Here is a 22,308-nt window from a genome sequence, read left to right as displayed (position 1 = left end):
GGCCCGTCGACCCGCAGCGGTCGCGTCGAAGTTGGCAAAGGCCCGCCGAGCCGCAACGTTCATGTCGAGGCCGGCAATGGCCCGTCGACCCGCAGCGGTCGCGTCGAAGTTGGCAAAGGCCCGCCGAGCCGCAACGTTCATGTCGAGGCCGGCAAAGGGTCCGTCCTGCTGGGCTGCTCCGAGTGTGTCGTCTGCAGCTTGATCGGCAGCGGCGCGGCTTGCGCGGCGGCCGGCGTGGTGGTGCGCCTTGATGACTCTGCCGGCTCGTGTAACGCATGGCTGGCCCGGCGGGGCTTCGCAATACGGGCAGGCGCGGTCGAGCGGCTCCACGCTGGTCATATGACGTCCGCCGACGGCAGAGGCCGGCGGTCGTTCTCCGCATCCGCCCAGAAGGGAGTCGGCCACGGCTCGTTGGCGTTCATCGCTCTATGCTCTCCGCTGGCACTGACAACCGGTCGTTTCCGCGCCGAGTGTGGATGATGAGGCGACCCGGCGGTGCCGGGCTGTCAGCGGCTCGCCCTAGCCTCGCCACTACCTACGAATTCGGAGGCCTACGGTGGACCTGTTCAAGATCCAGCACGAGCTCATCGCCGATCGAACGTCTGATGCCTGGTACCGGCTTCGGACGAACGGTCCGTCGTTTCACTATCGCTGGGACTTCGGCAGCGGTACCAGTGGTGCGTACAGCAACATCAGCGACGAGCACCACAGCCATGCGGTCTGCCGCGAGCAGGTCAGCCTCACGATGTCGTGGGGCATGAACGTCTACACCCGTGAGGAGCGCAACGACCTGCACTTCGACTGGGCCAAAGACTTCGTGAACCCCGTCGTGCGCCCCTTCTGGGTCGACTTCTTCTGGAACAACGCGCTGATCGACCGCGTGGAGCTCTGCCGAGTCGACGGCGGCCACGGAACGATCCCCATCCCCGACGTGCGACACGAGGTCAGCGACTTTGAAGTCAGTGTCGCGTACCTCGTGCACGACCTCGAGGATGGGCAGAACCACGACCACCCGGGCCGCTACCTGGAGACTCTCGAGGTGAAGCGGGTGCGCGACGCGGACAGGTGGGGCGCAGCTTCGCAGTAACTGTCGCCGGCGGCCAAACCGGTCGTTTTCGGGCGCCGTTGGCACGGAGACTCCGGTGGTGCGGCGGCGCTTCCCGAACAAATCGGAGATGGAAGGGCACGTCTCCGAAGCCTTGCCGCGCCAGGGCACACCGTGTCTCGCCCGTTATTCTGGCGAGTGCTCCGTAGGGATGCCCGAGTGTTCGGGGCACAAGTGGTCAATCGCCCCGAACGTAACACCGACCAGGCGGTTCATCGCCGACTCGTCGTTCGACCCATCCTCTGACAGGGCGTCGTCCTCCAGGAAGACCAACAGCGCGATCCCTCGCACGGATGCCTCCCCGCCGCCGGCCTCGACGTCCGCGATCCGTTGGCACATCCGGTCGCCCTGTGCGATCGCCTGAGCGTCGGTGAGTTCGGACACGTCTACGCCGGCGTCTGAGGCTGGGCCACGCAACCACTCGATGAACGCCTCCTCGGCCTCCTCGCGCCTACTTTGCGTCGGCGATGCTGCGGCTGTGGAGGGCGCCTGAGGCGCGGCGGACGTCGCGGTCGGCCGAGTTTCATCGGATTGCTCGGCGGGCGTCGAGCAGGCGGACGCGAGCACGAGCACGGCCACCGCGACGACGCCCGCTCTCTTCATCCTCTGTGTTCCCAACCGCACGGTCACCCAATGACCGTGTCCAGGAGGCTGGACGAGACGCTGTCGCCGTCGACCCTCCACCACGCCGTTGGGCCGTAGACGCTGCTGACCCGGAGGTCATTAGCAGTCACCAGCCCTTCGGGTCCAGTGAGGATGTAGAGCGCCCCGTTCGGCGCGATGGCGTACCGGAAGCATCGCTGGTCCTTGTCATCGAGCTTCTTCGTGCCGTCCTCGCCGGTGAAGGTGATTCGGATCGCCATGGGTGGTGCTCCTTCGTGTGTGATATGTGGCGCCTGGTCCGTCAGATGTTCAGTGATCCCCGCGAGCGTCGTCGTATGGAGGTTGTTCAGCACGCACCAGATCCGCGACCGGCGCGGCATGGAGGGCATAGCCCGGCGTGGACGACGAGGAACTCGTCGTCGAGGGCGATGCACGACAGCTGGACGTCGCCAGCTCGTTGGCCGCAGCCGTCGCAGAGGTCGTCGTCGTCATAGGGTTCCGCGGCTGCGAGTAGTTCTGTCCAGCAGTCGAAGCAGGCGACGTGAAGGTTTGGGTCCCATCCCAGAACGTTGTGCGGGCGAGGACCGAGCTCCATGTGAGGGCAGGCTTCGGAGCGGTCCGTAGCGAGACGAGCGGCGAGACGGCGGGCGTAGAGGCGGTACCCCACATCGCGGGCCGGCGGTTCCGCGGAGGTCAGTTCTCGCCAGGCTCGTTTGAATTCCTGTGTAGCGGTGCGGCGCTCAGAGCGGGGGTGTCCCTGACCCTCGAGGTGTTGACGGAGGTTGCGCAGCTCGCCGCGGAAGAAGACGTCGCCGGGGATCGTGCTGACCTTGATGCCGCCGCGGCTGGTGCGTCCAGGAAGGCCCATCGAAGCCGCCAGGTAGAAGCCTTGTCGGCGGTACCAGGTGGTGGCGCGGGTCCGATCGAGACTGACGTTGCCGTAGAGGCCGTCGATGCCTGTGGGGACGGCGGCAACGGTGTGCCGCAGGAGTGCATGAGCGATGCCTCGGCCCTCGTAGCTGGGCACGACGGCGAGCATGCTCAACTTCCACCAGGGCGTCGTGTGAGACGAGGCGGTCGTGGCGCCGAACCGGCTGTGAATGACGGCATCCGGTGTGATGTCCAATGGGTGGGAGCAGATCGCACCGACGATCTGATGGTCAGTTTCGGCGACCAGTGTCAGCGGGGTATCGATCGTGGCGCCGTCGCCGAGGCGATCCTTCCATCGCACTGCGGTGCCGGCGAGGTCGGCGAGGCCGGTCAGTGCCGGCAGGTCGGCAGAGGTGGCGATGCGGATCGTCGGGTCCAGTGTCACGGATGTCTACTCCTCGGTCTTGGGCTCTGGGCCCTCCTGCCAAGCGCGCGCCAGGAGGTCGGACATCGGTAGCGCGGCGACGACCTCGACGCCGTCGGCGGTGGCGCGCCAGATGAGGTGCCAGCCCTCGGCGGGGCGGCCTGTGGGTGTGGTGGTCGCCAGGAACCACCGCCAGTCGCTCTCCCCGCGGCTGGTGAGCGCCGTGCCCTCGAGGCGGCCACCGGCCGCGGCGCGCAGCGCGTCATGCAGACCGGCGGTCGCAGTGGTGCGCAGGTCGCTGACCAGGTCGGGCCAGAACGTCACGGGGGCGTCGTCGTCGACGCCGTCGAGCAGGGAACCCAGCGGTGCGGTGCTGGGCCCGGAGGGGTGCGTGAGGCGCGCGGCTACCCGGTCGACGTGGCGGGCGGCCTCGAACGCGGCGAGCTGGTCGCGCATCTCGTCGAACAGGTCGAAGGTGAGCAGGGTCCCGGTCGGTGCGCCGCGCGACCCGAGAATCAGCGGACCGGTGTCGCCGGCGACCATCGATTCGAGCAGCGCACCGATCCGGACGCGGGTCTCGAGCAGGGAGTAGACGTACGGGATGCTCATGCGGCCTCGATGTCGCGGTCAGGGACGTGGTGCGCCTCGACGTCCTCGCGGACGACCTCGGCAAAGACATCATCGGGTACGCCGCTGACAGGCACGGTGTTCTTGACCTCGTGGCGAGCGTCCGAGCAGCGATCGAACCCACCGGGGCGCCCGCTACCGTGCAGACGCTCGATCGCCGGGTAGAGGCGCTCGTGCCAGGTGCGCAGCAGGTCGGTTGGCTCGCTCTGGGCCTGGGCAGCCTTCCACGCGACCATCAGCGCCGTGAGCTCCTCGACGGCGAGGCTGTGCTTCGGCCAGCACGGGGGGATGTACATCGAGTCGTGGGCGTAGCCGTACCGGGAGTTGTACCAGTCGACCCAGTCGCGCAGTTCGTACCACAGCTCGACACGCGCTTCGTGGTCGAGAGCGTCCCACTGCCAGCGTCCGGCCGCCGGCTTCGTGCCGGATCCCGGGGCGCCACCGTCGAGCACCTGGCCGACGAGCTCGACCAGCTTCGCGATATCTGCCTGGACGGCCTCCATGGCCTCCAGGTGCTCGTCTCGGGTGATGTAGTCGGTCATGGGTCCATCCTGCGTCCGGTGCGCTCCTCGATCGTCTTCAGGCCCGCGGCGATCGTCTTGCGGTCCTCCCGCTTCCACCAGGGGGTGGGCAGGTTGACGTGCGCGGCCTTCAGCGCGCGGTAGACCAGCAGTCCGGTCCCGACGTCCATCTTGCGGATCGCTTCGGGCGTCATGACGTTCTCCCACTCGCTCGAGGTCGACGTCGAGCCGCCGTACTGGCCTCCGGAGGAGTGCGAGTACCGGCGTGCCCTGTATCGGTCGGTGCGGTCCGAGAGTTCCTTGAGGACGTCGGATTCCTTGATCCCGGGCAGGTACAGGTGCACGGTCGCCGCGGCGCGGATTGCGTCGGCGCCCGAGCGGCCCCACCGTTCGATCATCTGGGCGTGCGACTGCACGATGACCATCGTTGTGATGCCGCGCCCGCCGGAGTCGCTCATCAGCCCTGGCAGGTTCGGCAGTGGGGCGACGTTCGCGGCCTCCTCGAGCACGAGGCGCAGCGGCGGCCACAGCCGGCCGCCGGGGCTCTTCTGCGAGCGGGTTTTCGCGGCTCGCACCACGGTGTCGGCCAGGGCCGTGATCAGCGGGGCGACGTTGCCGGCGCCGTCGGACGAGAGCAGGTAGAGCGTGTTGGAGCCGTCGAGGAACTCTTCGACGTCGAACCCTCGCCCGGACGGGCACACCGAGCGCAGAACCTTGGGTGAGGTCAGCGGTGCCAGGACGCCCGAGAGCGTCATCTGTAGTGAGCCGGTGGTGTCCCCGGCAGCCGACTGCGTCCGTGCCGTGAGCAGGTCGGCCCAGGTCTGGGTACCGAAGTCGACTGGCGCCGGGATGGGCAGCGGCTCCGCAGCCGATGCGGCCGGGGTGTCCTCGCGGGGGTCGGCCTGGATGGTGCTCGTGCCCTGGTCGCGCAGGATCCGCACGGGCTCGTTGTCGTTGAAGTCCGCTGCCCAGCGCACGACGTCGCCCATGTTGCCGCCCGGCTTGAGGGCGGCGGCGTGCATCAGGTAAGCCAGGACCTCCCCGGCACGTGCCTTGAACCATTCGGAGTTGCCGCCGGTGCCGGCGATCGGCTCGGCCGAGGCCCAGGCACGGCCGCGGTGGATCGCTTCGTCGGGGTCGGCGCAGCCCATCACCGGGTTCCACTGGAGGGTCTCTGGCCAGCCAGTGATGTCGTCGAAGTCCAGGACGTGAACGGTGCCCTTCTCCTCGCGCGCCGCTGCGGTCAGGAACACGACGTCGTTCTTCGTACCGGTGGCCACCACGGGCCCGGGAGCATCGAGGATCCACGGCACGACGAGGAACATCGACTTGCCCGAGCGCGGCGGCGCGTGACCGAGCACCGAGTCCTCGTGCTGGGCGTACAGGTGCTTGCCGCGCAGCGACCCCACTGGGACCAGTAGCTCTGTGCTGACCGGGCGTCCCTTCGCCGTGCTCTTGAACTGCTCGGCCGCCGGCGTCGCGGCCAGGGTCTCGCCGGCCTTGGCCAGCGCCGCCCGCTCGCGCATCTCGCGGTGCGTGCGGGGAGTGGCGCGGTTGGTCCGCAGGTCGTAGATCCGCCCTGCCACGGTGAGCGCCAGCCACACACCGCCGACCAGCAGCGTCACCACGACGACGGCCACCAGCGTGTAGATCAGTGCTGGCGAGCCGGGCGCGTCGGTGTACCCGGCGACCGGGTTCGTCGGGGACGCCCTGACCGCGTTGAGGGTGTCGCCGACATCGGGCACGGGGCGCGAGGTCACCGTTGCCACAGCCCACGTCACGGCGTGCAGCAGCGTGCCGGCCAACGTGGCCGCCAGCAGCAGCCACAGCACTGCGATGAAGATCAGGTTCTCGGTCGATCGTCGCGGCCGCAGGGCTGCCGCGTCGTTCATGCTCACGCTGCCCCCACCATCTCGTCGTCGACGAGGTCGTCGACCGGCCCGCGTGCGCGGTCGTGCAGGTCGAGTGTCTCCTCGGACTGCATCGCCGAGTCGGTGTCGGTGAGCCGCTTCTCGAACTCGCTGCGCACGTGCTTGACGATGACCGGCTTCTGGCTGCCGATCTTGATCAGTGCCGCGCCCTCGGGCAGCTCCATGAGGGTGCCGACGGCGTAGCTCGGCAGGTTGAACAGCTTCACGGCGCGACGGGCGTCGTCGAGGGTGCTCTGCCGGTACAGCACGATCGTGTCCGCCTCCTTGATGATCGCGATCGCCGGCGACTTCTTCGGCACATCCGAGACGTGGTGCATCGCCGTGATGTTCATCAGCGCGTCGCCACGAGAGATCTTCTGGTTGGAGCGGGTGACCTTCGCGAACGTCCCGTCCATGACGTGCCAGCCCTCTTCGATGACCATCACCGTCCGCACAGGATTGGTCTGCCGGTCCAGCGCGGCGCGCATCCAGGCGTTGACCACGGCCATCACGATGGGGACCGCCGGCCCCGACTCTGGCAGGGCAGAGATGTCGAAGACGGTCAGCCCGGACGTCAGCGAGATGTTGTCCGACGTCGGCCCGTCGAACAGCCCGGCGAGGTCTTCGGTGACCATCCGCTCTAGTTCGGCGGCGGCCTCCTGGCCCCACTTGGCGAGCTTGTCCTGGGTGACGCGGTGCGAGACGTACTCCATCGCCTCGGCCGGCGGATCCTCGAGTGCGCTCACGACGTCGCGGATCGTCGCTTCCTGCCCGGCGGCCCGCGCCCGAGCAACGGCGACCTTGCGTGCCACCGCCAGGGCCTTGCCCTCCATGGGTTGGATCTTGCGCCCGAGCGCCTCGCGCAGCACGGCGCGCAGCAGCTCCATCTGCGACGCGCCGCCGTCGTCACCGTCGGTCGTCGATCCGGCGATCAGAGGGTCGAGAATGTTGATGCGCGAACCGTTCGAGCCGGCACCGAGCACGAACCGGATCGGCTCGACGCCCAGCTCGCGGGCGAGGTCGGCGTACTCGCCTTCCCGGGCGCCTGGCTTGCGCTGCTTCTTCTTGTCGATCACCACCACGCGGCGGCCGAGCATCAGCTGACGCAGCACGCCCCAGGTCTTGATGAACGACGACTTTCCGAACCCGACGTCGCCGAGGACGATGACGTTCGGGCTCTTGACGGTCTTGTTGTAGGCGGCGAACACGTCGTGGATGAACGGCCAGCCGGAATGCATCTCCTTGCCGATCACGATGCCCTCGTGCGGAGTCGGGGCTGCAGTGGTGGCGTGGAACAGGCCGGCGACCTGACGAGTGGTCGACCGGTGCGGACGCGACAGCACCTCGTACCAGCCGGAACGCTCGAGCACCTTGTGCCGGCGCCGGCGGGCGCCGGCCGCTGGCCCGGAGGCTGCGACAGCAGTCGCCGGCTTGTTTCCCGTCAGCGCGTCCCCCTTACGGGCACGTCGACGCCGCTCCCGCGCGGTGAGGGAACTCTTCTCGGCGCGTCGCCGCGGCGGCTTTGCCGGGGCAGCGACCCTCTTCCTCGTCGACCTGCTCATGCTGCTATCCCTTCAGTCCGCGACCCAGCGGCAGGCTTGCCACGAGTCCGCCGTCTTGCTGGCCGTCCAGGTACTCCAGCTCGGTGATGTGTGAGGCTCCGGCGGCGCCCTCGACCCGGCGGCATGCCGCGTCGAGCTCGTCCTCGGAGCGGGCGCACAGGGTGATCGTCAGTCCCCAGTTCGCGCCGTGGTGTCCAGTGCCGGGACGAAGGTCATCCAGACGCTGCTGCGACAGGCTCAGCTGCACAGCCTCGGACCCGTCCGAGACCCGGCCCGCGGCCTCGTTGCGTGAGCCAGTGTCCTTGGTGACATCGGAGTGGGCCCGGTCCCGTGCCCGGTGCGCAGGGACCAGGTTGATCGTCGTGGAGATGGTGCGCACCACCGACGGCGAGACCCCCGACAGCAGCGGGTGCAGGAAGTCGGCCGGGAAGACGCCGGCCTCGATCCCGCGCAGCGGCACCCGCGCAGTACGCGTGTACCAGTCGGCCTGCCCCTTGACGACCGTGTGACGTCGCGCCCGCGCGTCCCAGGGCAGCCACGCGTTGTCGAATGTACGTCCGGCGACCTGGTCGATCGGGTAGTCCGGGTCTTGCAAGGCCCGCAGCACCGCGCCGAGGCGCTTCTCGTCCAGCGGTCGCAGCGCCAGTCCGTGGTCACGTGCACGGTCCATCGCGTCGGTGACCTCACGGCTGACCAGCCGTAGACGGCCCTCCTCGCCCTGGCCGAGGCGCAGGGCGTCAGCGTTGAACGTGGTCGTGATCGGCAGGCGCAGCACCAGCCAGGACCGGTGCTGTTCGGTGTGGCCGCCGACATAGTCGAGCAGCTCCACGTACGACTGTGCCAAGCGAGGGTCGACAGCCTTCGGGATCCGCGATCCGATCCACATCGAGTGATCGGCCGTGTCGTAGGGGACGATCCGGGTGACCTCTTGGACACCGGTCAGGTGCGATCCCGGACGACCGACGAGCTTCGCGCAGAAGTTGCCCCAGGCCTCCTGCGCGGCGCCGAACGCCCATTCGGTCTCCAGGCCGCTGGATGAGCCCATCATCTCGAAGGCGACCGTGTAGGCGTGCCCGGGCACCTGGTTGGAGTGCAGCAGCACCCCCAGGGGATTCCCGGTCGGCAGAGTGATCGTCGTCGCGCGGACGTTGCCGACCGGCGCCGGTGCAGTGAAGTCGGAGGGCTCGACCCCCTCGACTGCTTCGGGCCAGCTCGCCGGAACGAACACCCCACGGTGGGCCAGGAACCGCACCTGCCCGGCGACCAGGGCCGCAATCGAGCGGCCACGGAAGATGCCCGGGAAGGGAGTCCAGAGGCCGACCGCGAGAGCCGCGATCGCCAGGATCGCCAGCATCCGCGGCCAGCTGAACGGGCCCCCGAACAGCACTGCCAGCGCAGGGCTGGCCGTCAAGGCCAGACCAGCCCACTCCAGACCGGACAGCGGGCCGGCGACGATCCCGCGCGAGCGGGTCTCGCCTCCAAGCATCACCCGGCGGTCGATTACCTCACTCATCGTCAGCTCCTCACGTCAGGAGTCGCCGCGTCGGCCGACTCGCGCGCCTTCTGGATGCCCGCCTGCGCCGTCTGTGCCGCGAGCTGGGCTGCGAGCAGCGCGCCACCGGTGGCTGCGCCACCGGCGGCCCCGGCCGCGGTCTTCCCTGCCGTTCCAGCGGTCGTCTTCCCGGCGCTGCCGGCTGCGACCTTTCCGGCGGCGCCCGTCGTTCCGGCCGTACCCGCGGTGCCGGCCTTGCCCGCAGCTGCACCGGACTTGGCGACGCCCGACGCGGCAGGAGCGCCCGACGGTGCCGCTGCCTTCGCACCAGCCGGCGCCGAGACCGGGGTTGCCGTACCTGTCGGTGCCGCCGCCGGCGACGTCAAGGCGGGCGGCTGGCTCGCCTGAGCCGGAGCCGATGTCTGGGAAGCACCTCCCGTGCTTCCGCTGGTCGAGCGTGCCCGCATCATGGCCGCCTGCGTCGCCGCCGAACCGGCGACACCGGCCATCGCCGATGCTCCGGTCCCAGCGCCCGACGCGCGTGCAGAGTCAGTAGCGTCGGGCAGGAGCGGAAACCACTTGAGCAGCGTCCAGGGAGCGAAGGCGACCATCCCAAGGGCGACGATCATCATCACCGCGTCCACGAGCATGTCTAGCCCGCTGTCACTGCCGGACCCGACGGAGTTGGCCAACTTCACGGCGCACGCCAGGGCGAACAGTATGACCGGCTTCGCGAAGATCAGACCGACGACGAACATCGGCACCATGAGCGCCTTCGGGCGCCACACCGGGTGCGACGACATGCCCCACGCGGCACCGCCGGCGGCGCCGACCATGTACGTGCTGACCGTCTGCACGATCATGGTCCCCAGCAACCCGAACATCACCATGAACAGCAGCGCGAACAGCACTAGGCCCATGATCTGCCCACCAGGGATCACCGGGGACATGCCCGCGAAGACGGCTCCCTTTTGCAGGAAGTCCACCGCGTCCTGTCCCATCCAGGAGACGACACCGGCGGACAACCCGTTGGCAGCGCCCCCGAGCACATACGCGACCACCGGGCCGAAGATGATCATGACGACCGCGATCAGCGGGTACAGGGACATCGCCCGGGAGTACTCCTCACCACCGATCCGACCGTTGTTGTAGTGGTTGGCCGTCAGCAACATGCCGAGGGCCAGCAATGTCAGTCCGATAACGCCTGCCGCGGCGTACGCATCGCGCCACCACCGCTCGGACGCGTCGAACGCCGTGACCGTCGTGATCTCGGTCATCACCGTCTCGAAGAAGTTCACCGCCCCGGCCGCCAGGGTGTTCACGAAGGTCTCGAAGGGGTTGGCGGCATTGGCGATGAACTTCACCGTGGCCACAACCGCTTCCGCGCCGGTCAGCGCCTTCTCGTAGGCCTCCCAGAACCAGCCTTTGATCTTGTCCATGTTCACCGCAGCCCACGCCATACAGCCGGCCCTCAGCAGCGTCATCGTCGCAGGGAAAGCTGCACACAGCGTGACAGCCCCAAGCTTCGGGACCGATTCGCGCGTGAACTCCGACGACATCAGTTCGACGCACTTCTTCTTGAGGCTCGCGGCCGGGCCCTTGGCGATCGTGTCGCAGGTCCGCTCCGCGGTCTCCGTCGCGGCCTGCTCCTCTGCCTTGGCCTTCTGGTCCTCGGTGTACTTCGAGTCGTCGATCCCGGCACCTACGCCGCCGCTCTCATCGGCTAGAGCGGGTGCACCGGCACCGACCACGAGGGCCACGAGTAGCGCCGCCAGAAGCATCCGCAGCGAACGCCACGACCGCCGAATCTCAGTCCTGGGGTGCATTGGTGTACTCCGTCCATCCAGGGCCCGCCGTCGTGATCCAGGCCCGCCGATCGGCCGCAGAAACAGGGGCGACCTCGACATCGAGATAGCCCTCCGGGAGGTCGTCGTTGTTGAGGTCGACGCGCTCGATCAGACGCCAATCGCCACCCACCCACGCGACCGTGGCGCTTACTGCCTCGTACCCGCCAACGCCACCCTCACCGAGGTGAGAATCGCTGTACCCGAGCACCTGGACGGTGGCCTGTCCGCCAGAGGTGCAGGACTGCACGAGGAATCCGCCCCACTCCGGGTGGAGCTGCCCGTCGGGGTCGAAGTCGATACCGAGCTCACGCATCTCGGTGGCATCTGCGCGGATCGTCGCGAACTCGGTCACGAGCGCTGCCAGCGGGCTGTCTTCGTCGCCGGTGGTGGCTCCGTCGTCCAGCCCGCCGTTGATCTCGGTCAGGTACGCGACGAACTGTTCTTCGCTCATCTGGCCTTGGAAGGTCGCATCCCAGATACCCGCCGAATAGTTCGTCGCCGCAGCGACCGCTCCCTCGCAGCTCTGCTCGTAGCCGACCGGCGTGCGCCCGTCGGAGGCTACGGTGGTACCACCCTCGCCCGCAGCGACGCGGTAGCTGCCGACGGGGGCTGGCGACGCTGACGGCGTAGCCGTGCTCGAGGTCGGCGTGCCGGGCCGGGTGGCGAACCAAGCAACGGCACCGATCCCGAGCACAGCCATGACCACCAGCACCACCCACACCCAGCGGGGAGCCCTGCGCCGCTGCGCGCTCATTCGCCGCCGCCGCCGCTCGTGATGAACATGATCGCTCCGAAGATCATGCCGATCAGCGCGATGACACCGGTCGCGATGGCAGCCTTCTTGAACCCCTCGGACCCTTCGAGGGCGCCCTCAACCGAGTGAGTGACCTTCGTAGCCAGCGCCCACTTTCCACCGCCGAGCAGCATGCCGATGGCACCGCCGACAAGGCACAGGGCCCATAGGCCACCCAGAATCAGGGTGATCGTGTTCTCGAACTTGACCCCGAACACGGTGATGTCGGGGGTGACGCCGTCGAACGGGTTGAAGCCGCCTTCGTCATCGGCTGCGGTGACCGTGTACGAGGCCAGGATCGCCGTGGTCTTCGTCATCATGCGCTCTTCTCCTTGATCGACCGGAAGGCCGAGGCCTCCTCGGCGGCGGTGAACTGCTCGGCGACCCGGGCGGCCACCGAGAGGTAGGCGCGGCGCGCGGCCGGCGCAAGGTGCTCGTGCACGATTGGCCCGCCTCCGCCGATGTGCTTGTCCATCGGGATGTCGACGACGGCTGCCGTGGTTTCGGTAAACCAGGCGCGCCAGGTCCGGATGTCGTCAGCGGTGGCCTCGGTCGCCGGCGGCCCGGTCACGACCGTCACGGCCCGTTCGACAAGGTCGCCGTGGCCGCTCGCACGGAGCTGGTCGACGAGCTTGCCTGCGCGGGTCACGCAGTCCTCGCTCCACCTGGTCGGGATTACCAGGGCGTCAGCAGCGTCGATCGCCGCGACGAAGTTCTCGGCGCGCGAGTTGTTTCCGGTGTCCACCACGAGCACGTCGTAGTAGCGGGTCAGCACGGTGTGGATGCGTGCGAACTCCTCGGCGCCGATCTGGATCATCTGCGCGGGATCGTCGTCAGAGGCCAGGACGTGGTACTGCCCGGATTCCTGAGGCCGCATGAAGCCCGAAAGCTCGCCCTTCTTGGCGTCGATCCTCTCGAACTGCGACAGGTTCGCCAGCAGGTCCAGCACCGTTGTGTTGAACCGGGCCGGCACGGTGCGCTGGCCGAGCGTGCCCATCGTCTCGTTGTTGTCCCAGGCGCACACTCCCCCACCACGCACGTCACCGAACGCCGCGCCGATGTTGGCTGTCGTCGGGGTCTTGCCGGCCGATCCCTTGGGATTGGCAACGACGACGGTTCGGGTCTTGCGCCAGATGTTGTTCACAGCGGCCCGGTCGCGGATCTCCTCGAGCTCTGCTTCGCCAGCCTTGAGCGAGACCGCGCCGAACGTGGCGCGCCGCAGCCCTCCGCGCCAGCCCCGCGAGGCGCGGCGGTTCTCCGGGCGGGTGCGAGACGTCAGCAGCTCGTCCGAGCTGCGCGACCGCGACGTCGACGCCTCGTCGACGTCGCTCGCCGGCAGGTTCTCCCCTGCTGACTCCCTGGTTGCCTCCTCGGCGTCGGTGACCTCTACGGCCTGGTCGTCAGCCGCGGCCTGCATGGGCGGCGGCTCCTCGTGCAACGTCTCGGCGTCGTCGGCGTAAGCCGAGCCTGCCCACTGTGCTCCAGTCATGAGCCCATGATGACACGGTCTATATGGGCTGTCTACTGGTGTAGCCAAGTTCGTTCATCCTGTGTCACTATGTGGATATGACTACTTCCGAGAGGCGCTGGCCGAGCCTGCTGACCGTCGCTCAGGCCGCAGAGATGCTCGGGCGGAATCCGCAAACCGTGCTCGATCTGCTCCACAAGGGCGTGCTGCGGGGCCGCAAGACATCCGGCGGGTCCTATGTGCTTCTGCGCGACCAGGTGCTGATCGATGCCGACCGTCACCGACAGAACATCGCCGCTGCCTACCGCGAGCGGCGCAGGAAGCGCTCGTGAAGGCCGCGCTGGGGGCCTGTGGCGCGGGGCTGGTGGCTGTTGCGCTGCTGCTCGGGCTGCTGCTCTTCGGCGACGAGGACGAGGCCAAGGCAGAGCCCAGCGGCGGCAGCGGAAAGCTCGACGCGAAGAACGTGCCCGCGGAGTACCGGGATGCGATCGCCGCTGCCGCCGAGCGTTGCGAGGCCGTGACTGCCCCGCTCCTGGCCGCCCAGATTGACGCCGAGTCGAACTGGGAGCCGGCCGCCATCAGCCCCGTTGGCGCCCAAGGATTGGCCCAGTTCATGCCTGCAACGTGGCAGGCGTGGGGCTCGGACTACTCCGACGACGGAGTCGCAGACCCGTTTGATCCCGAGGACGCCATCGGGTCGCAGGCCGACTACATGTGTCACCTAGACGGACTGGTCAGCGACCTGCTCGACGGCGGGCACGTAGACGGCGATGCCCTCCAACTGACGCTCGCCGCGTACAACGCCGGCCTCGGCCGAGTCCAGGCAGCAGGTGGCATCCCCGCCATCGCCGAGACCCGTGGCTACGTCAAGAAGATCCTGGCCAGCATCGCCCAGTACTCGAAGAACGACGCCGCCGGCGACTACACAACCGGCGGCGGTCCGCCCCTGTCCGACGATGGCACGTATCGAGAGGCCATCGGCGGGTCGGGGCGACTGGACCCGTCCAACCTGTGCGCAATTCCCTGGGCTGGCCACCAGGTGCTGCGCTGTGACGCCGCCGAGGCCCTCGAAGACCTCAACGCCAAATACCGCGAACGGTTCGGTACTGATCTGGCGATCACAGACTCGTACCGCGACTACGCCAGCCAGGTCGTCCTCAAGGCTCAGAAGCCCACCCTGGCCGCGACACCGGGATACTCCAACCACGGCTGGGGCCTGGCCCTGGACATTGGGAACCTCGGCCCAGAAGGCAGCCCGCGGCACGCATGGCTCCGCGAGAACGGACCCCGGTACGGTTGGCAACACCCCAGCTGGGCCCGGCTCGGCGGGAGGAAGCCTGAGGCGTGGCACTGGGAGTATGTCGGGACATGAGAGGCCATCACATGCGCCACCGCGCCACCTTCACGACCTTCGTCGCCGCCGGAGCGTTGGCCCTGACTGCGTGCGCGGCCCCTGACGAGTCGCCGGCCGCTACCACTGCGGCGACGCCAGCATCGGAACTCGAGCCCTCGTCGACCGTGTCGACGGCACCGAGTGGTCGAGCCGAGACGTCGGCGCCGGAACTCACACAAGAGCCCACGGCAGAGCTGCTGGACCCCGACCGCGTCGTCGACGAAGCGGCCGCCGTCTACTGGGCCTCCGACACCACCACTGACAAGACCCCCCTGGACGCGGCACGCCGCGCAGGTGAGTGGCTCACCGACGAACACCAGGCGCTCATCGCCGACGACCTACCCGGCGGTGCCGGCGCAACGTGGATCGAGCTCGCCGAGCACGACGGCAAGTACATCGTCGTGACTACCGACGCCACCGAGGCCATGCCCGACCTGCCACCAGACACCGAGACCACCGCCAGCCGCGGCCGCGTCATCGAACTGCGTCCCGTCGGCACCGACGGCTGGACCGGCGAGAGGACGGTGCTCGTCGCACAGTTCGACCTAACCCGACCAGACGACACCGAGCCCTGGCTCATCGACACCATCGCCACCGACGAACCAATGACCGCGATCGGCGACGCCGAACACGGCCACTGACGGCGGGTCACGCTCCACTGTGCTCGTGTCAACGTGCTGCGCTACAGGCTACTATCCCACTTAGAGAGGCAGATAGGTGGTGTCTCGGGAGTAGGGACGATCCGGCAGGATGGGCACCATGCCGCGCCTGATCGAACCTCCTGGGATGCCCGAGGAGGTGAGCACCGCCATTGAGACCATCGGCAACCGCGCGCGCATCGAGATTCTCCGCAGCCTCACCCTGCACGGGCCTCTCACCCTCACCGAGCTCGCCGACGACCTCGGCGTCGGCCGCTCGACGACGCAGCGCCACCTGGCCGCCCTCGAACGCCAGAACCTCGTGGCCGGCGACGTGCCGCTCGAAGACCGCTGGCACCGCGCCCAGGTCCGATGGCAGGTCAACACCTCAACCGTCGACGAAGCCTTTGCAGCGCTGCGCGACTACGCCGCTGGCCGCTGACCTGGGGATTTCCGGGCCCAGAAATTCCGTCGGGAAAGTTTGCGACACGCCGCGTGTTCGGGTCAGCCCTGCTGGTCACCCGTGGTTGGGTTCACACATGGGTAAGCGAGGACCGAAGGGCAAGGGCCCGCGGGAACGTATCGAGGCCTCCGTGCCTCCACGTCTCGCCTCTGTCATCGACGCCGCGGCCGCCCAGTCGCCGTACACCACACGCAACGACTTCTTGGTCGCCCTCTTCGCTGAGCACTTCGACCAGCCGGACCTCAAGCCGCGACCGACTCGCGTGCAGAGGGAGGCGCTAGACATCCCTGCATAACCTCAGAACGCAAAGAAGCCCGGCCCCCGAAGGGGCCGGGCCAGTGTCAGAAGCTCATCACCCTCATGCTTGGCGGCGGGAGGTGATGGGCCCCGATCGACGCACCCCCGGTGCGTCTGTTGTCTGGAGTCCACTATACCTGCCACATCGGAGCAACACCCTGTACGCGACACGCCGCGCGTCGCAAGCCCCATGGCGTCGCCTGCTGAGCAGTGGGCTGCAACGGCTCAGCTGCTGGCCGGCCGTGAACGTGTGCGTGTAGGCGTGCGAGGGCGCCGCCAGGGCGCGTGGACCGTCGAGTACCCGGTGCGCGGTGAGCGCCCGCTGACGAAGCTCCTGCCGCGCGGCGGGCCGGCCGCGGTCCTGGTCTACGGACTGGACGGCACGTGCGGTGCCCTATGTCTGGACCTGGACGTCGTGGGTGACGATGTCGACGCCACCGCGGCAGAGGCTGCCGCCCTCGAGGCGTGGCTCGTCGAGTGCGGAGCACGCGTGGTCACGGACGTCTCCCCCACCGGCGGCCGCCACATCTACGTGCCTCTGGCCGAGCGTCTGGCCTTCGACGTCGCACGCGAGCTCGTCGAGGCCATGGCGCTGCTCTTCCCGTCCCTGGACCCGGGCCCGCACCGTTCGGTGCGCTCGGGCTGCATCCGCACCCCGGGAGCCCTGCACAAGGGCTGGGGCCACCAGGAGCTCACGATGTCGCTCAGCCGCGCGTACGACGTCCTGCGGCGCCCGAACGCCGCCGACGTCGTCGAGGCCATCCGAGTACGGCTGCGCCCGCAGATCGCCGCCTGGCGCTCCCGCACGGCCGCTTTGACCGCCGTGGACGACAGCACGAGCGAGCCCGGCGCCGCGGCCGGGCCGGCCAAGGGCCTGCGGGACCCGATCCTGCGGATTGCCCGCCACGGCACTTACGACACCGCCCGCTACCCCAGCCCGTCCGAAGCCCGCGCCGCGGTCATGGCCGCGGCCGCCCGCGCCGGCTGGCACCTGCGCGACGTCGTCGCCCGCCTCGAGGACGGCCGCTGGGCCGGCCTGCGCGCTCTGTACGCCCACCACTCCCCGTCGAGCCAGCGGCGGCGCATCACCACCGACTGGGCGGCCGCACAGCGGCTGGTGGCCACCACAGAATGCACGAACCCGCAGGCCAGACCCTCCGGCGAACCCGGGAATGACACTGTCCGTATATCCAACACAAGCGCGACGAAGTCACAGGGGGGGTACCCCCCACCCGGCCTCGACCGGTCCGACGCAGGCGACGAGCACCAGTTCATCCGGACCTGGCGCGCGGCCCTACGAACCACCGAGCTGCACCGCTTCCCCGGGAGGTCCGGGTACGCGATCCGCTTCGTCCTGAGGTCCCTGGGAGGCTTCGCCCACGCCACCGGGTCGCGCTACGTCGCCGTCGGAACACGGTCACTCGCCGTAGCCGCGGGCCTGGACCACTCCACGGTGTCCCTCGCGCTTAAGGCCGCTACCGCGGCCGGCTGGTGCGACCTGCTCAAGCCCGCTCACGGCGAGACGGCCGACCTGTACGCCCTGACGATCCCCGAGGAGCTCACCGGACACGTCGAGCACCTGCGGTGGGACGCTGGCAAGCTGCATGGCCTGCGACCTGCGTTCCGCGAGCTCGGGCACGTCGCCGCCCTGGTGTTCGAAGCGATCGAGACCGGCCGTGCGCACACCGTGCTCGAGGCAGCCCAGACGACCGCGATCAGCCGCTCCACGGTGCACGAAGCCGTCCAAGCGCTCCTCGCGTGGGGCCTGGTTACCCGCGACGACGCCGGCGACCTGGCCGCCCACCCCGACCGACTCCTCGCGGCCGCCGAGCAGCTCGGCGCCCTCGACGTCGTCGCCGCACAGATCCGGACCTACGCCCGCCACCGCACCGCCTGGCGCGCCTACCTCCACCGCCACGACCCCGAGGCCCAACCCGGCGACATCAACCACTTCCCCGACCCCGACGACCTCGCATGGCTCGAAACCGCCGGCTGGTGGCTACCACCCGACGCCGCAGTAGGGCCGCACTGGACCGTCGCCGACGTCGTGGCCCGCAGCGCCTGAGCCCCAACCAGCGGCTGGCGCTGGGCGTCCTGCGAGCGGCGGGGTAACATTGGTAACAAGTAACAACGTTCCCGGCGTTACCTTGATCGAAGGAGTTCGACTATGGCCGACCAGAACACCCCCGAGCAGCGCGCAGCCGAGGCCGCCGAGGCGCTGGCCGACGCCGGCCTCGCCGTCACCGCCCGCGCCGTACGTGAACGCACCGCCGCCAACGGCCCGGGCGTACGCATGGGCGTAGCCGCGACGGCCGCGAGAGAGTGGAAGGAACGCGAGGACGCCGCCCGTACGATTCCCGAGGTCCCCGCCGAGCTCGAGCGACCCTTCACGGCCATCTGGCGAACGGCCCACACGCTCGCGACCGCCACCTACGACGACGAGCGCGCCGGCCTGCAAGCCAAGTTCCAGCAGGCCCAGGACGACCGCGACGCGATCGCTCACGACCTCGAGTCCGTTGAGGCCGACCTGGACGAGACGCGCCGCGCCCTCGACAGGGCCCGCGCGGAGGCCCGGGCAGCGGCTGAGCGCGCGCGAGACAACGCGGCACAGGCTGCCTCAGCGGCCGCTGAGGCGCTGGCCTCCGAGCGCAGCCGCGCCGACCGCGCAGAGGCCTCCCTCGCAGCAGCCGAGGCCGAGCGCGACCGAACCATCGCTGAGCGCGACCGTCTCTTGGCAGCGCTGGCCGCAGCCGCAGCCGGCGACTCCCCCTCACCGACTAGCTAGGCCCGGAGATGGGCGCCACCTACTACCCGTTGCGTAGGCAGGTCTTGCAGATGCCTTCACCGGAAGGGAGCTCGGCGACGCCTTCCCACGCACGGGCGTCCGCGGCGGTGCGCGTGGTCCTGCATCCCGCGCGGTGCCACTTGCCCGGAGGTATGGGCACAGCACCGTCCTCGCCTCGACGGCGCACGAACGTCCCGAGCAAGGCAATCTGGTCGCGGATCTCGTCGCGGGCCCGGTCCTGCTGTGTGGGTGGGAGCTGCGCAGCCGGCGCGGGCTGGCCGGCGCGGCACTCGCTGCACAGTCGGCCGTCGTTGGGGAGTTCTTCGACACCTTCCCAGTTGGTCAAAACGCCGGCACGGGCCACGAACCGGCAGGAGGAAACGTGCCACGGACCAGGACCTTCGTAGGCATCGTCAGGCCCGTGCACTGTGGGCAGGCGCCGCACAAACGAACCGAGCGCCATGAACCGGCCGTGGTTCTGGAGCTGCTCCTCGATGCGCACCTCGAGCCACTCGGGATGCGTGATCAGGCGGTCAAGCCAACGGGCGACGGCGTCGTCGCCAAGGTAGAGAGCGATCGCGACGGCGTCGTTCAGCGTCGCGGTGCTGATGGGAGCATCGACCACCCGGACAACAGCCCGGACGACGTCCGGCCAGCTAGGACTCGTCGTCGCGAACTCCTCACGCAGCTTGGTCGCGGCTCTCTGGACGACGTCGTCGTCGAGCGTCCACGGAGCAGGGTGCAGAAGGCGACTGGATACCGGCACCCCCACATGATGCCGGAGAGACGCCGCGACACCTGAGCACTCCCCCCGCCGGGAGGATCTGCCGCTGACCGTGCGCCGCGCCGGCAGAAGTTCACCGAAGTTGAATAGGTGCTGATCTGCGGTGACGCTTGCGCCAGTTGAATAGGTGCGCTAGGCTGAACATGTCAGCACGACCGGTTACCACAACCAAGGAGAACCACCATGAGCACCACCTTCGGCCCCGTCATCCACGTCACGAGCCGCGCCGACCTCATCACCAGCGGCGACCTCGTCGACGTCTCCCCCACGGCCCGCGAGGCCGGATTTCGTCACCCGGTCGCCCTGACCCGCGCCGCCTGGCAGGACGCCGTGGCCTGGTCCGAGGAGAACGACGCCCCGCAGGACGTGAGCGGCCGGCTGTGGGACGTCCTGGCGATGGCCCACCACGCGGCCCGATCCTCCCGCGGTCCGCGTGCGGTCTTCACGGTCTGCCGCGTCCCGAACGCTCCGAGCGCGATCGACCCCGAGATGACCACGCTGCACCTGCACGTCGGCCCCGGCGACACCGCCGCGCCCGTGCTGACGATCCTCACGCCGCACGAGGACTGACCGGAGCTGGCCGGGGCCCGCAGGGCGCGGGCCCCGACCACGGATAGGTCACCTAGATAGAGCAGGATCACTAGGTCAACTACACGGGCGCGGTGAACACGGCCCTCGCCCAAACTGCGGAAGCACGCAGTTCCTCAAGAGAGCTAGATGCCACAGCCCCACCTATGTTGAATAGGTGCGCTAGGCTGAACATGTCAGCACGACCGGTTACCACAACCAAGGAGAATCACCATGAGCACCACGTACCAGCCCACGCGCGAGGACATCGACAACCTCATCGACGGCGATGCTCACGCCTGCGGGGATGTCATCGGCCGTGCCGACGTCCTGGTTGCTGACCTCGAAGCAGCGAACGCGCGGCTCGAGGGCACCTGCGCCGCAGCGTGAAGGCAGCGACAGCCCCCGGCCCACTCGGGGTCGGGGGCTGTCGCGTCAGCACAGCCCCGGTTACCACGCCAAGGCTGTACCCACAGAGTACAGCTCGGACCATGTCGCCTAGATCCACGAGCAGTGATAGGTGAACGAGGTCGCATAGGACAACTATCCCGCTGATGCTGGCGGCCTACAGTAGGTTGACCATGTTGAATCGCTGACACAGGAAGGGGAGGTGACCTATGACCGTCTACACGGTCGCCGGCGGCAAGGGCGGCATCACCAAGAGCACCACTGCGGCTGAGCTCGCCTATCGGCTAGCGCAGGAGGGCCGCGACGTCCTGCTGGTGGAGCTAGACCAGCAGGGCAACGCGTCGGCCCGATTCGGGATCACCCCGGACTCCGAGGTCGAGGGCACCACAGCGGACGTGCTGCGTGCCGAATCAACGATCCGTGAGGCTGCGGCCAGCACGCGCGTGCCCAACGTCAGCGTCCTGGTCGGCACGCACGAGCTGATCGCCGTCGAGGAGAACCCGCCCGTCGACGTCGTGACGGTCATCCGAGACTCCGCCGAACTGGGGGAGTGGGACGACGTCGTCATCGACTCGCCGCCCTCCCTGGGGCGACTGGCCAGCACCGGCCTCGCGGCCGCCGAGGTCCTGATCGTGCCCGTACCGCCAGAGGTCGAGGCGTACCAGCAGATCGAGAGACTCGAGGCGGTGCTGACCGGCCCGATCGGGAAGCGCGTGAACCCCGGCGTCCGGATCGACTGGACGGTCCCGACGATGCACGACGGCCGCCGGCTGCTCGACAGAGAGATCGTCGAGCTGCTCGAGGACCGCATGCCCGGCCGCGTCGCACCGACCGTCCGCCACAGCGTGATGGTCCGTGACGCCTACACCGCCGGCATGACCGTCAGCGAATACGACCCGTCGTCCCCCGTCGCCGAGGACTACCGCCGCGCGACCACGGCCATCATCAAGGAGGGCGGTTCGCGATGAGCGCGCGCAAGCGGATGAGCCTCAAGGAGCGCGAGCAAGCCGCGATCCACAGCGCGCCCGCCGAGCACATCGCATCGACGCGGCAGGACAAGCCGCGGGCAACGCTCGAGCGCGACGACACGGAGAGCACCCCGGCCGAGCCGCCGTCGCCGGTGCCCGCGCCCGCACCGATGTCCAAGGTGCCGGCGACGCGCGCACCCGAAGGGCAGCGCCGCCTCGGCACCTACTGGCAGAAGGAGACCTTCAACGAGGCCCGCGCCGCCTACGTCGTCGACCTGGACAGCCTGTCCGACCCGCCCGTCGGGTTCGCCCGCTGGGTAGAGGCCGCCATCAGGGCACACACCGCCCGCACTCCCTCCGAGCGCGCCGACGTCGCGGCGAGCCTGGGGGAGGAGTACCGCAGCGGCTCAGGAGTCCAGCGCAGCATCCTGCTCGCCGAAGCGACGATCGCCGACGCCGAGCACGCCGTCGTCGACGACCGCCGAGCCGGCCGCGTCCAGAGCTTGTCGCAGTTCGTCACCGAGGCCGCCCGACACGCGATCGCCGACACCCGAGCACGGTACGGCCGCGAGCTTCCGCCACCACCGCCGCGCCTGCCCACCCGGCCGAGCCGATAGCGCCCGCGCCGGACACTCGCAGACGTCCGAGGTGCGACCGTCCCGGACGGTGAGCGTGTCCCGGACGTCTGGACGTCCAGACGTCCGGGCAGCCGAGGGTGTCCAGGTGACCGGGACAGTGGACGTCTCGAGCCGGGGCGAGGTGGACGTCCGGGACGTCCGGCGA

General features: G+C 69.0%; 25 protein-coding genes. 11 read left to right on the top strand and 14 right to left on the bottom strand.

Annotation, left to right across the window (positions count from 1 at the left end; genetic code table 11):
* A partial coding sequence (locus ACWAT2_RS18300) for a zinc finger domain-containing protein (protein ID WP_402378027.1) occupies positions 1-339 on the bottom strand: 339 nt, incomplete at its 3' end.
* A gap of 217 nt (positions 340-556) precedes the next feature.
* Between ACWAT2_RS18300 and ACWAT2_RS18295 the strand changes: the two genes are divergently transcribed.
* Positions 557-1,087: a hypothetical protein gene (locus ACWAT2_RS18295; RefSeq protein WP_402378024.1), complete on the top strand. Its 531-nt coding sequence runs from the start codon at positions 557-559 to the stop codon at positions 1,085-1,087.
* Between the two features lie 144 nt (positions 1,088-1,231).
* On the opposite strand, the gene ACWAT2_RS18290 is transcribed toward ACWAT2_RS18295, so the two are convergent.
* The 12 genes from ACWAT2_RS18290 to ACWAT2_RS18235 all read right to left on the bottom strand — a co-directional run bounded on the left by ACWAT2_RS18290 (position 1,232) and on the right by ACWAT2_RS18235 (position 13,243).
* Positions 1,232-1,735 carry a hypothetical protein gene (locus ACWAT2_RS18290; RefSeq protein WP_402378021.1) on the bottom strand — a complete coding sequence of 168 codons (504 nt, stop codon included), beginning with the start codon at positions 1,733-1,735 and terminating at the stop codon, positions 1,232-1,234.
* Positions 1,732-1,968: a hypothetical protein gene (locus tag ACWAT2_RS18285; protein WP_402378018.1), complete on the bottom strand. Its 237-nt coding sequence runs from the start codon at positions 1,966-1,968 to the stop codon at positions 1,732-1,734. Before ACWAT2_RS18285 ends, ACWAT2_RS18290 begins: the two co-directional genes overlap by 4 nt.
* 86 nt (positions 1,969-2,054) lie before the next feature.
* Complete coding sequence (locus ACWAT2_RS18280) at positions 2,055-3,023, bottom strand: GNAT family N-acetyltransferase (protein ID WP_402378015.1); 969 nt, start codon at positions 3,021-3,023, stop codon at positions 2,055-2,057.
* Positions 3,024-3,029: 6 nt separating this feature from the next.
* The gene (locus ACWAT2_RS18275; RefSeq protein ID WP_402378013.1) at positions 3,030-3,611 is read right to left on the bottom strand and encodes a hypothetical protein; all 582 of its coding nucleotides are present in this window, start codon (positions 3,609-3,611) and stop codon (positions 3,030-3,032) included.
* Positions 3,608-4,171, bottom strand: a complete 564-nt coding sequence (locus ACWAT2_RS18270) for a DUF4913 domain-containing protein (RefSeq protein ID WP_402378010.1) — start codon at positions 4,169-4,171, stop codon at positions 3,608-3,610. The genes ACWAT2_RS18275 and ACWAT2_RS18270 overlap by 4 nt, the downstream gene beginning before the upstream one ends.
* Positions 4,168-6,042, bottom strand: a complete 1,875-nt coding sequence (locus tag ACWAT2_RS18265) for a TraM recognition domain-containing protein (RefSeq protein ID WP_402378030.1) — start codon at positions 6,040-6,042, stop codon at positions 4,168-4,170. Before ACWAT2_RS18265 ends, ACWAT2_RS18270 begins: the two co-directional genes overlap by 4 nt.
* Positions 6,043-6,044: 2 nt before the next feature.
* Entirely contained in the window at positions 6,045-7,430 is a 1,386-nt protein-coding gene (locus ACWAT2_RS18260; protein WP_402378008.1) for an ATP/GTP-binding protein, read from the bottom strand.
* Between the two features lie 196 nt (positions 7,431-7,626).
* Positions 7,627-9,135, bottom strand: a complete 1,509-nt coding sequence (locus ACWAT2_RS18255; protein ID WP_402378005.1) for an SCO6880 family protein — start codon at positions 9,133-9,135, stop codon at positions 7,627-7,629.
* A gap of 2 nt (positions 9,136-9,137) precedes the next feature.
* The gene (locus ACWAT2_RS18250; protein ID WP_402378003.1) at positions 9,138-10,940 is read right to left on the bottom strand and encodes a hypothetical protein; all 1,803 of its coding nucleotides are present in this window, start codon (positions 10,938-10,940) and stop codon (positions 9,138-9,140) included.
* Positions 10,924-11,715, bottom strand: a complete 792-nt coding sequence (locus tag ACWAT2_RS18245; protein ID WP_480049164.1) for a hypothetical protein — start codon at positions 11,713-11,715, stop codon at positions 10,924-10,926. Before ACWAT2_RS18245 ends, ACWAT2_RS18250 begins: the two co-directional genes overlap by 17 nt.
* Positions 11,712-12,074: a hypothetical protein gene (locus ACWAT2_RS18240; protein WP_402377997.1), complete on the bottom strand. Its 363-nt coding sequence runs from the start codon at positions 12,072-12,074 to the stop codon at positions 11,712-11,714. Before ACWAT2_RS18240 ends, ACWAT2_RS18245 begins: the two co-directional genes overlap by 4 nt.
* The gene (locus ACWAT2_RS18235) at positions 12,071-13,243 is read right to left on the bottom strand and encodes a MinD/ParA family ATP-binding protein (RefSeq protein ID WP_480049163.1); all 1,173 of its coding nucleotides are present in this window, start codon (positions 13,241-13,243) and stop codon (positions 12,071-12,073) included. Before ACWAT2_RS18235 ends, ACWAT2_RS18240 begins: the two co-directional genes overlap by 4 nt.
* Before the next feature lie 77 nt (positions 13,244-13,320).
* Between ACWAT2_RS18235 and ACWAT2_RS18230 the strand changes: the two genes are divergently transcribed.
* The 6 genes from ACWAT2_RS18230 (at position 13,321) to ACWAT2_RS18205 (ending at position 18,798) form a co-directional block, all read left to right on the top strand.
* Positions 13,321-13,554, top strand: a complete 234-nt coding sequence (locus tag ACWAT2_RS18230) for a helix-turn-helix domain-containing protein (protein ID WP_402377988.1) — start codon at positions 13,321-13,323, stop codon at positions 13,552-13,554.
* The gene (locus ACWAT2_RS18225; RefSeq protein WP_402377985.1) at positions 13,551-14,594 is read left to right on the top strand and encodes a transglycosylase SLT domain-containing protein; all 1,044 of its coding nucleotides are present in this window, start codon (positions 13,551-13,553) and stop codon (positions 14,592-14,594) included. The genes ACWAT2_RS18230 and ACWAT2_RS18225 overlap by 4 nt, the downstream gene beginning before the upstream one ends.
* Positions 14,595-14,605: 11 nt before the next feature.
* Positions 14,606-15,256 (top strand): hypothetical protein, encoded by a 651-nt coding sequence (locus ACWAT2_RS18220; protein WP_402377982.1) that lies wholly within the window; start codon positions 14,606-14,608, stop codon positions 15,254-15,256.
* A gap of 118 nt (positions 15,257-15,374) precedes the next feature.
* The gene (locus tag ACWAT2_RS18215) at positions 15,375-15,695 is read left to right on the top strand and encodes an ArsR/SmtB family transcription factor (RefSeq protein ID WP_402377980.1); all 321 of its coding nucleotides are present in this window, start codon (positions 15,375-15,377) and stop codon (positions 15,693-15,695) included.
* A gap of 580 nt (positions 15,696-16,275) precedes the next feature.
* Positions 16,276-18,078, top strand: coding sequence for a helix-turn-helix domain-containing protein (locus tag ACWAT2_RS18210; RefSeq protein ID WP_402377978.1), 1,803 nt, complete (start codon positions 16,276-16,278; stop codon positions 18,076-18,078).
* A 102-nt stretch (positions 18,079-18,180) separates the two neighbouring features.
* A complete protein-coding gene (locus ACWAT2_RS18205) occupies positions 18,181-18,798 on the top strand; it encodes a DNA-binding protein (protein WP_402377975.1) in 618 nt (205 codons plus the stop codon).
* A gap of 22 nt (positions 18,799-18,820) precedes the next feature.
* Here the strand turns inward: ACWAT2_RS18205 and ACWAT2_RS18200 are convergent, their stop codons facing one another.
* On the bottom strand, positions 18,821-19,564 hold the full coding sequence (locus ACWAT2_RS18200; protein ID WP_480049162.1) for a hypothetical protein: 744 nt from the start codon (positions 19,562-19,564) through the stop codon (positions 18,821-18,823).
* Positions 19,565-19,765: 201 nt separating this feature from the next.
* Between ACWAT2_RS18200 and ACWAT2_RS18195 the strand changes: the two genes are divergently transcribed.
* The 4 genes from ACWAT2_RS18195 (at position 19,766) to ACWAT2_RS18180 (ending at position 22,142) form a co-directional block, all read left to right on the top strand.
* Positions 19,766-20,152 (top strand): DUF6573 family protein, encoded by a 387-nt coding sequence (locus tag ACWAT2_RS18195; RefSeq protein ID WP_402377969.1) that lies wholly within the window; start codon positions 19,766-19,768, stop codon positions 20,150-20,152.
* Positions 20,153-20,383: 231 nt separating this feature from the next.
* The gene (locus ACWAT2_RS18190; protein ID WP_402377966.1) at positions 20,384-20,539 is read left to right on the top strand and encodes a hypothetical protein; all 156 of its coding nucleotides are present in this window, start codon (positions 20,384-20,386) and stop codon (positions 20,537-20,539) included.
* A gap of 227 nt (positions 20,540-20,766) precedes the next feature.
* The gene (locus tag ACWAT2_RS18185; protein WP_402377963.1) at positions 20,767-21,525 is read left to right on the top strand and encodes a ParA family protein; all 759 of its coding nucleotides are present in this window, start codon (positions 20,767-20,769) and stop codon (positions 21,523-21,525) included.
* Positions 21,522-22,142, top strand: a complete 621-nt coding sequence (locus tag ACWAT2_RS18180; protein ID WP_402377960.1) for a hypothetical protein — start codon at positions 21,522-21,524, stop codon at positions 22,140-22,142. The genes ACWAT2_RS18185 and ACWAT2_RS18180 overlap by 4 nt, the downstream gene beginning before the upstream one ends.
* The last annotated feature ends 166 nt before the right edge of the window (positions 22,143-22,308 follow it).

This window comes from Isoptericola sp. GX10416 (genome assembly GCF_056590155.1).
Note: the sequence above shows the minus strand (reverse complement) of the source record. Positions and strands in the feature narration are given on the sequence as shown.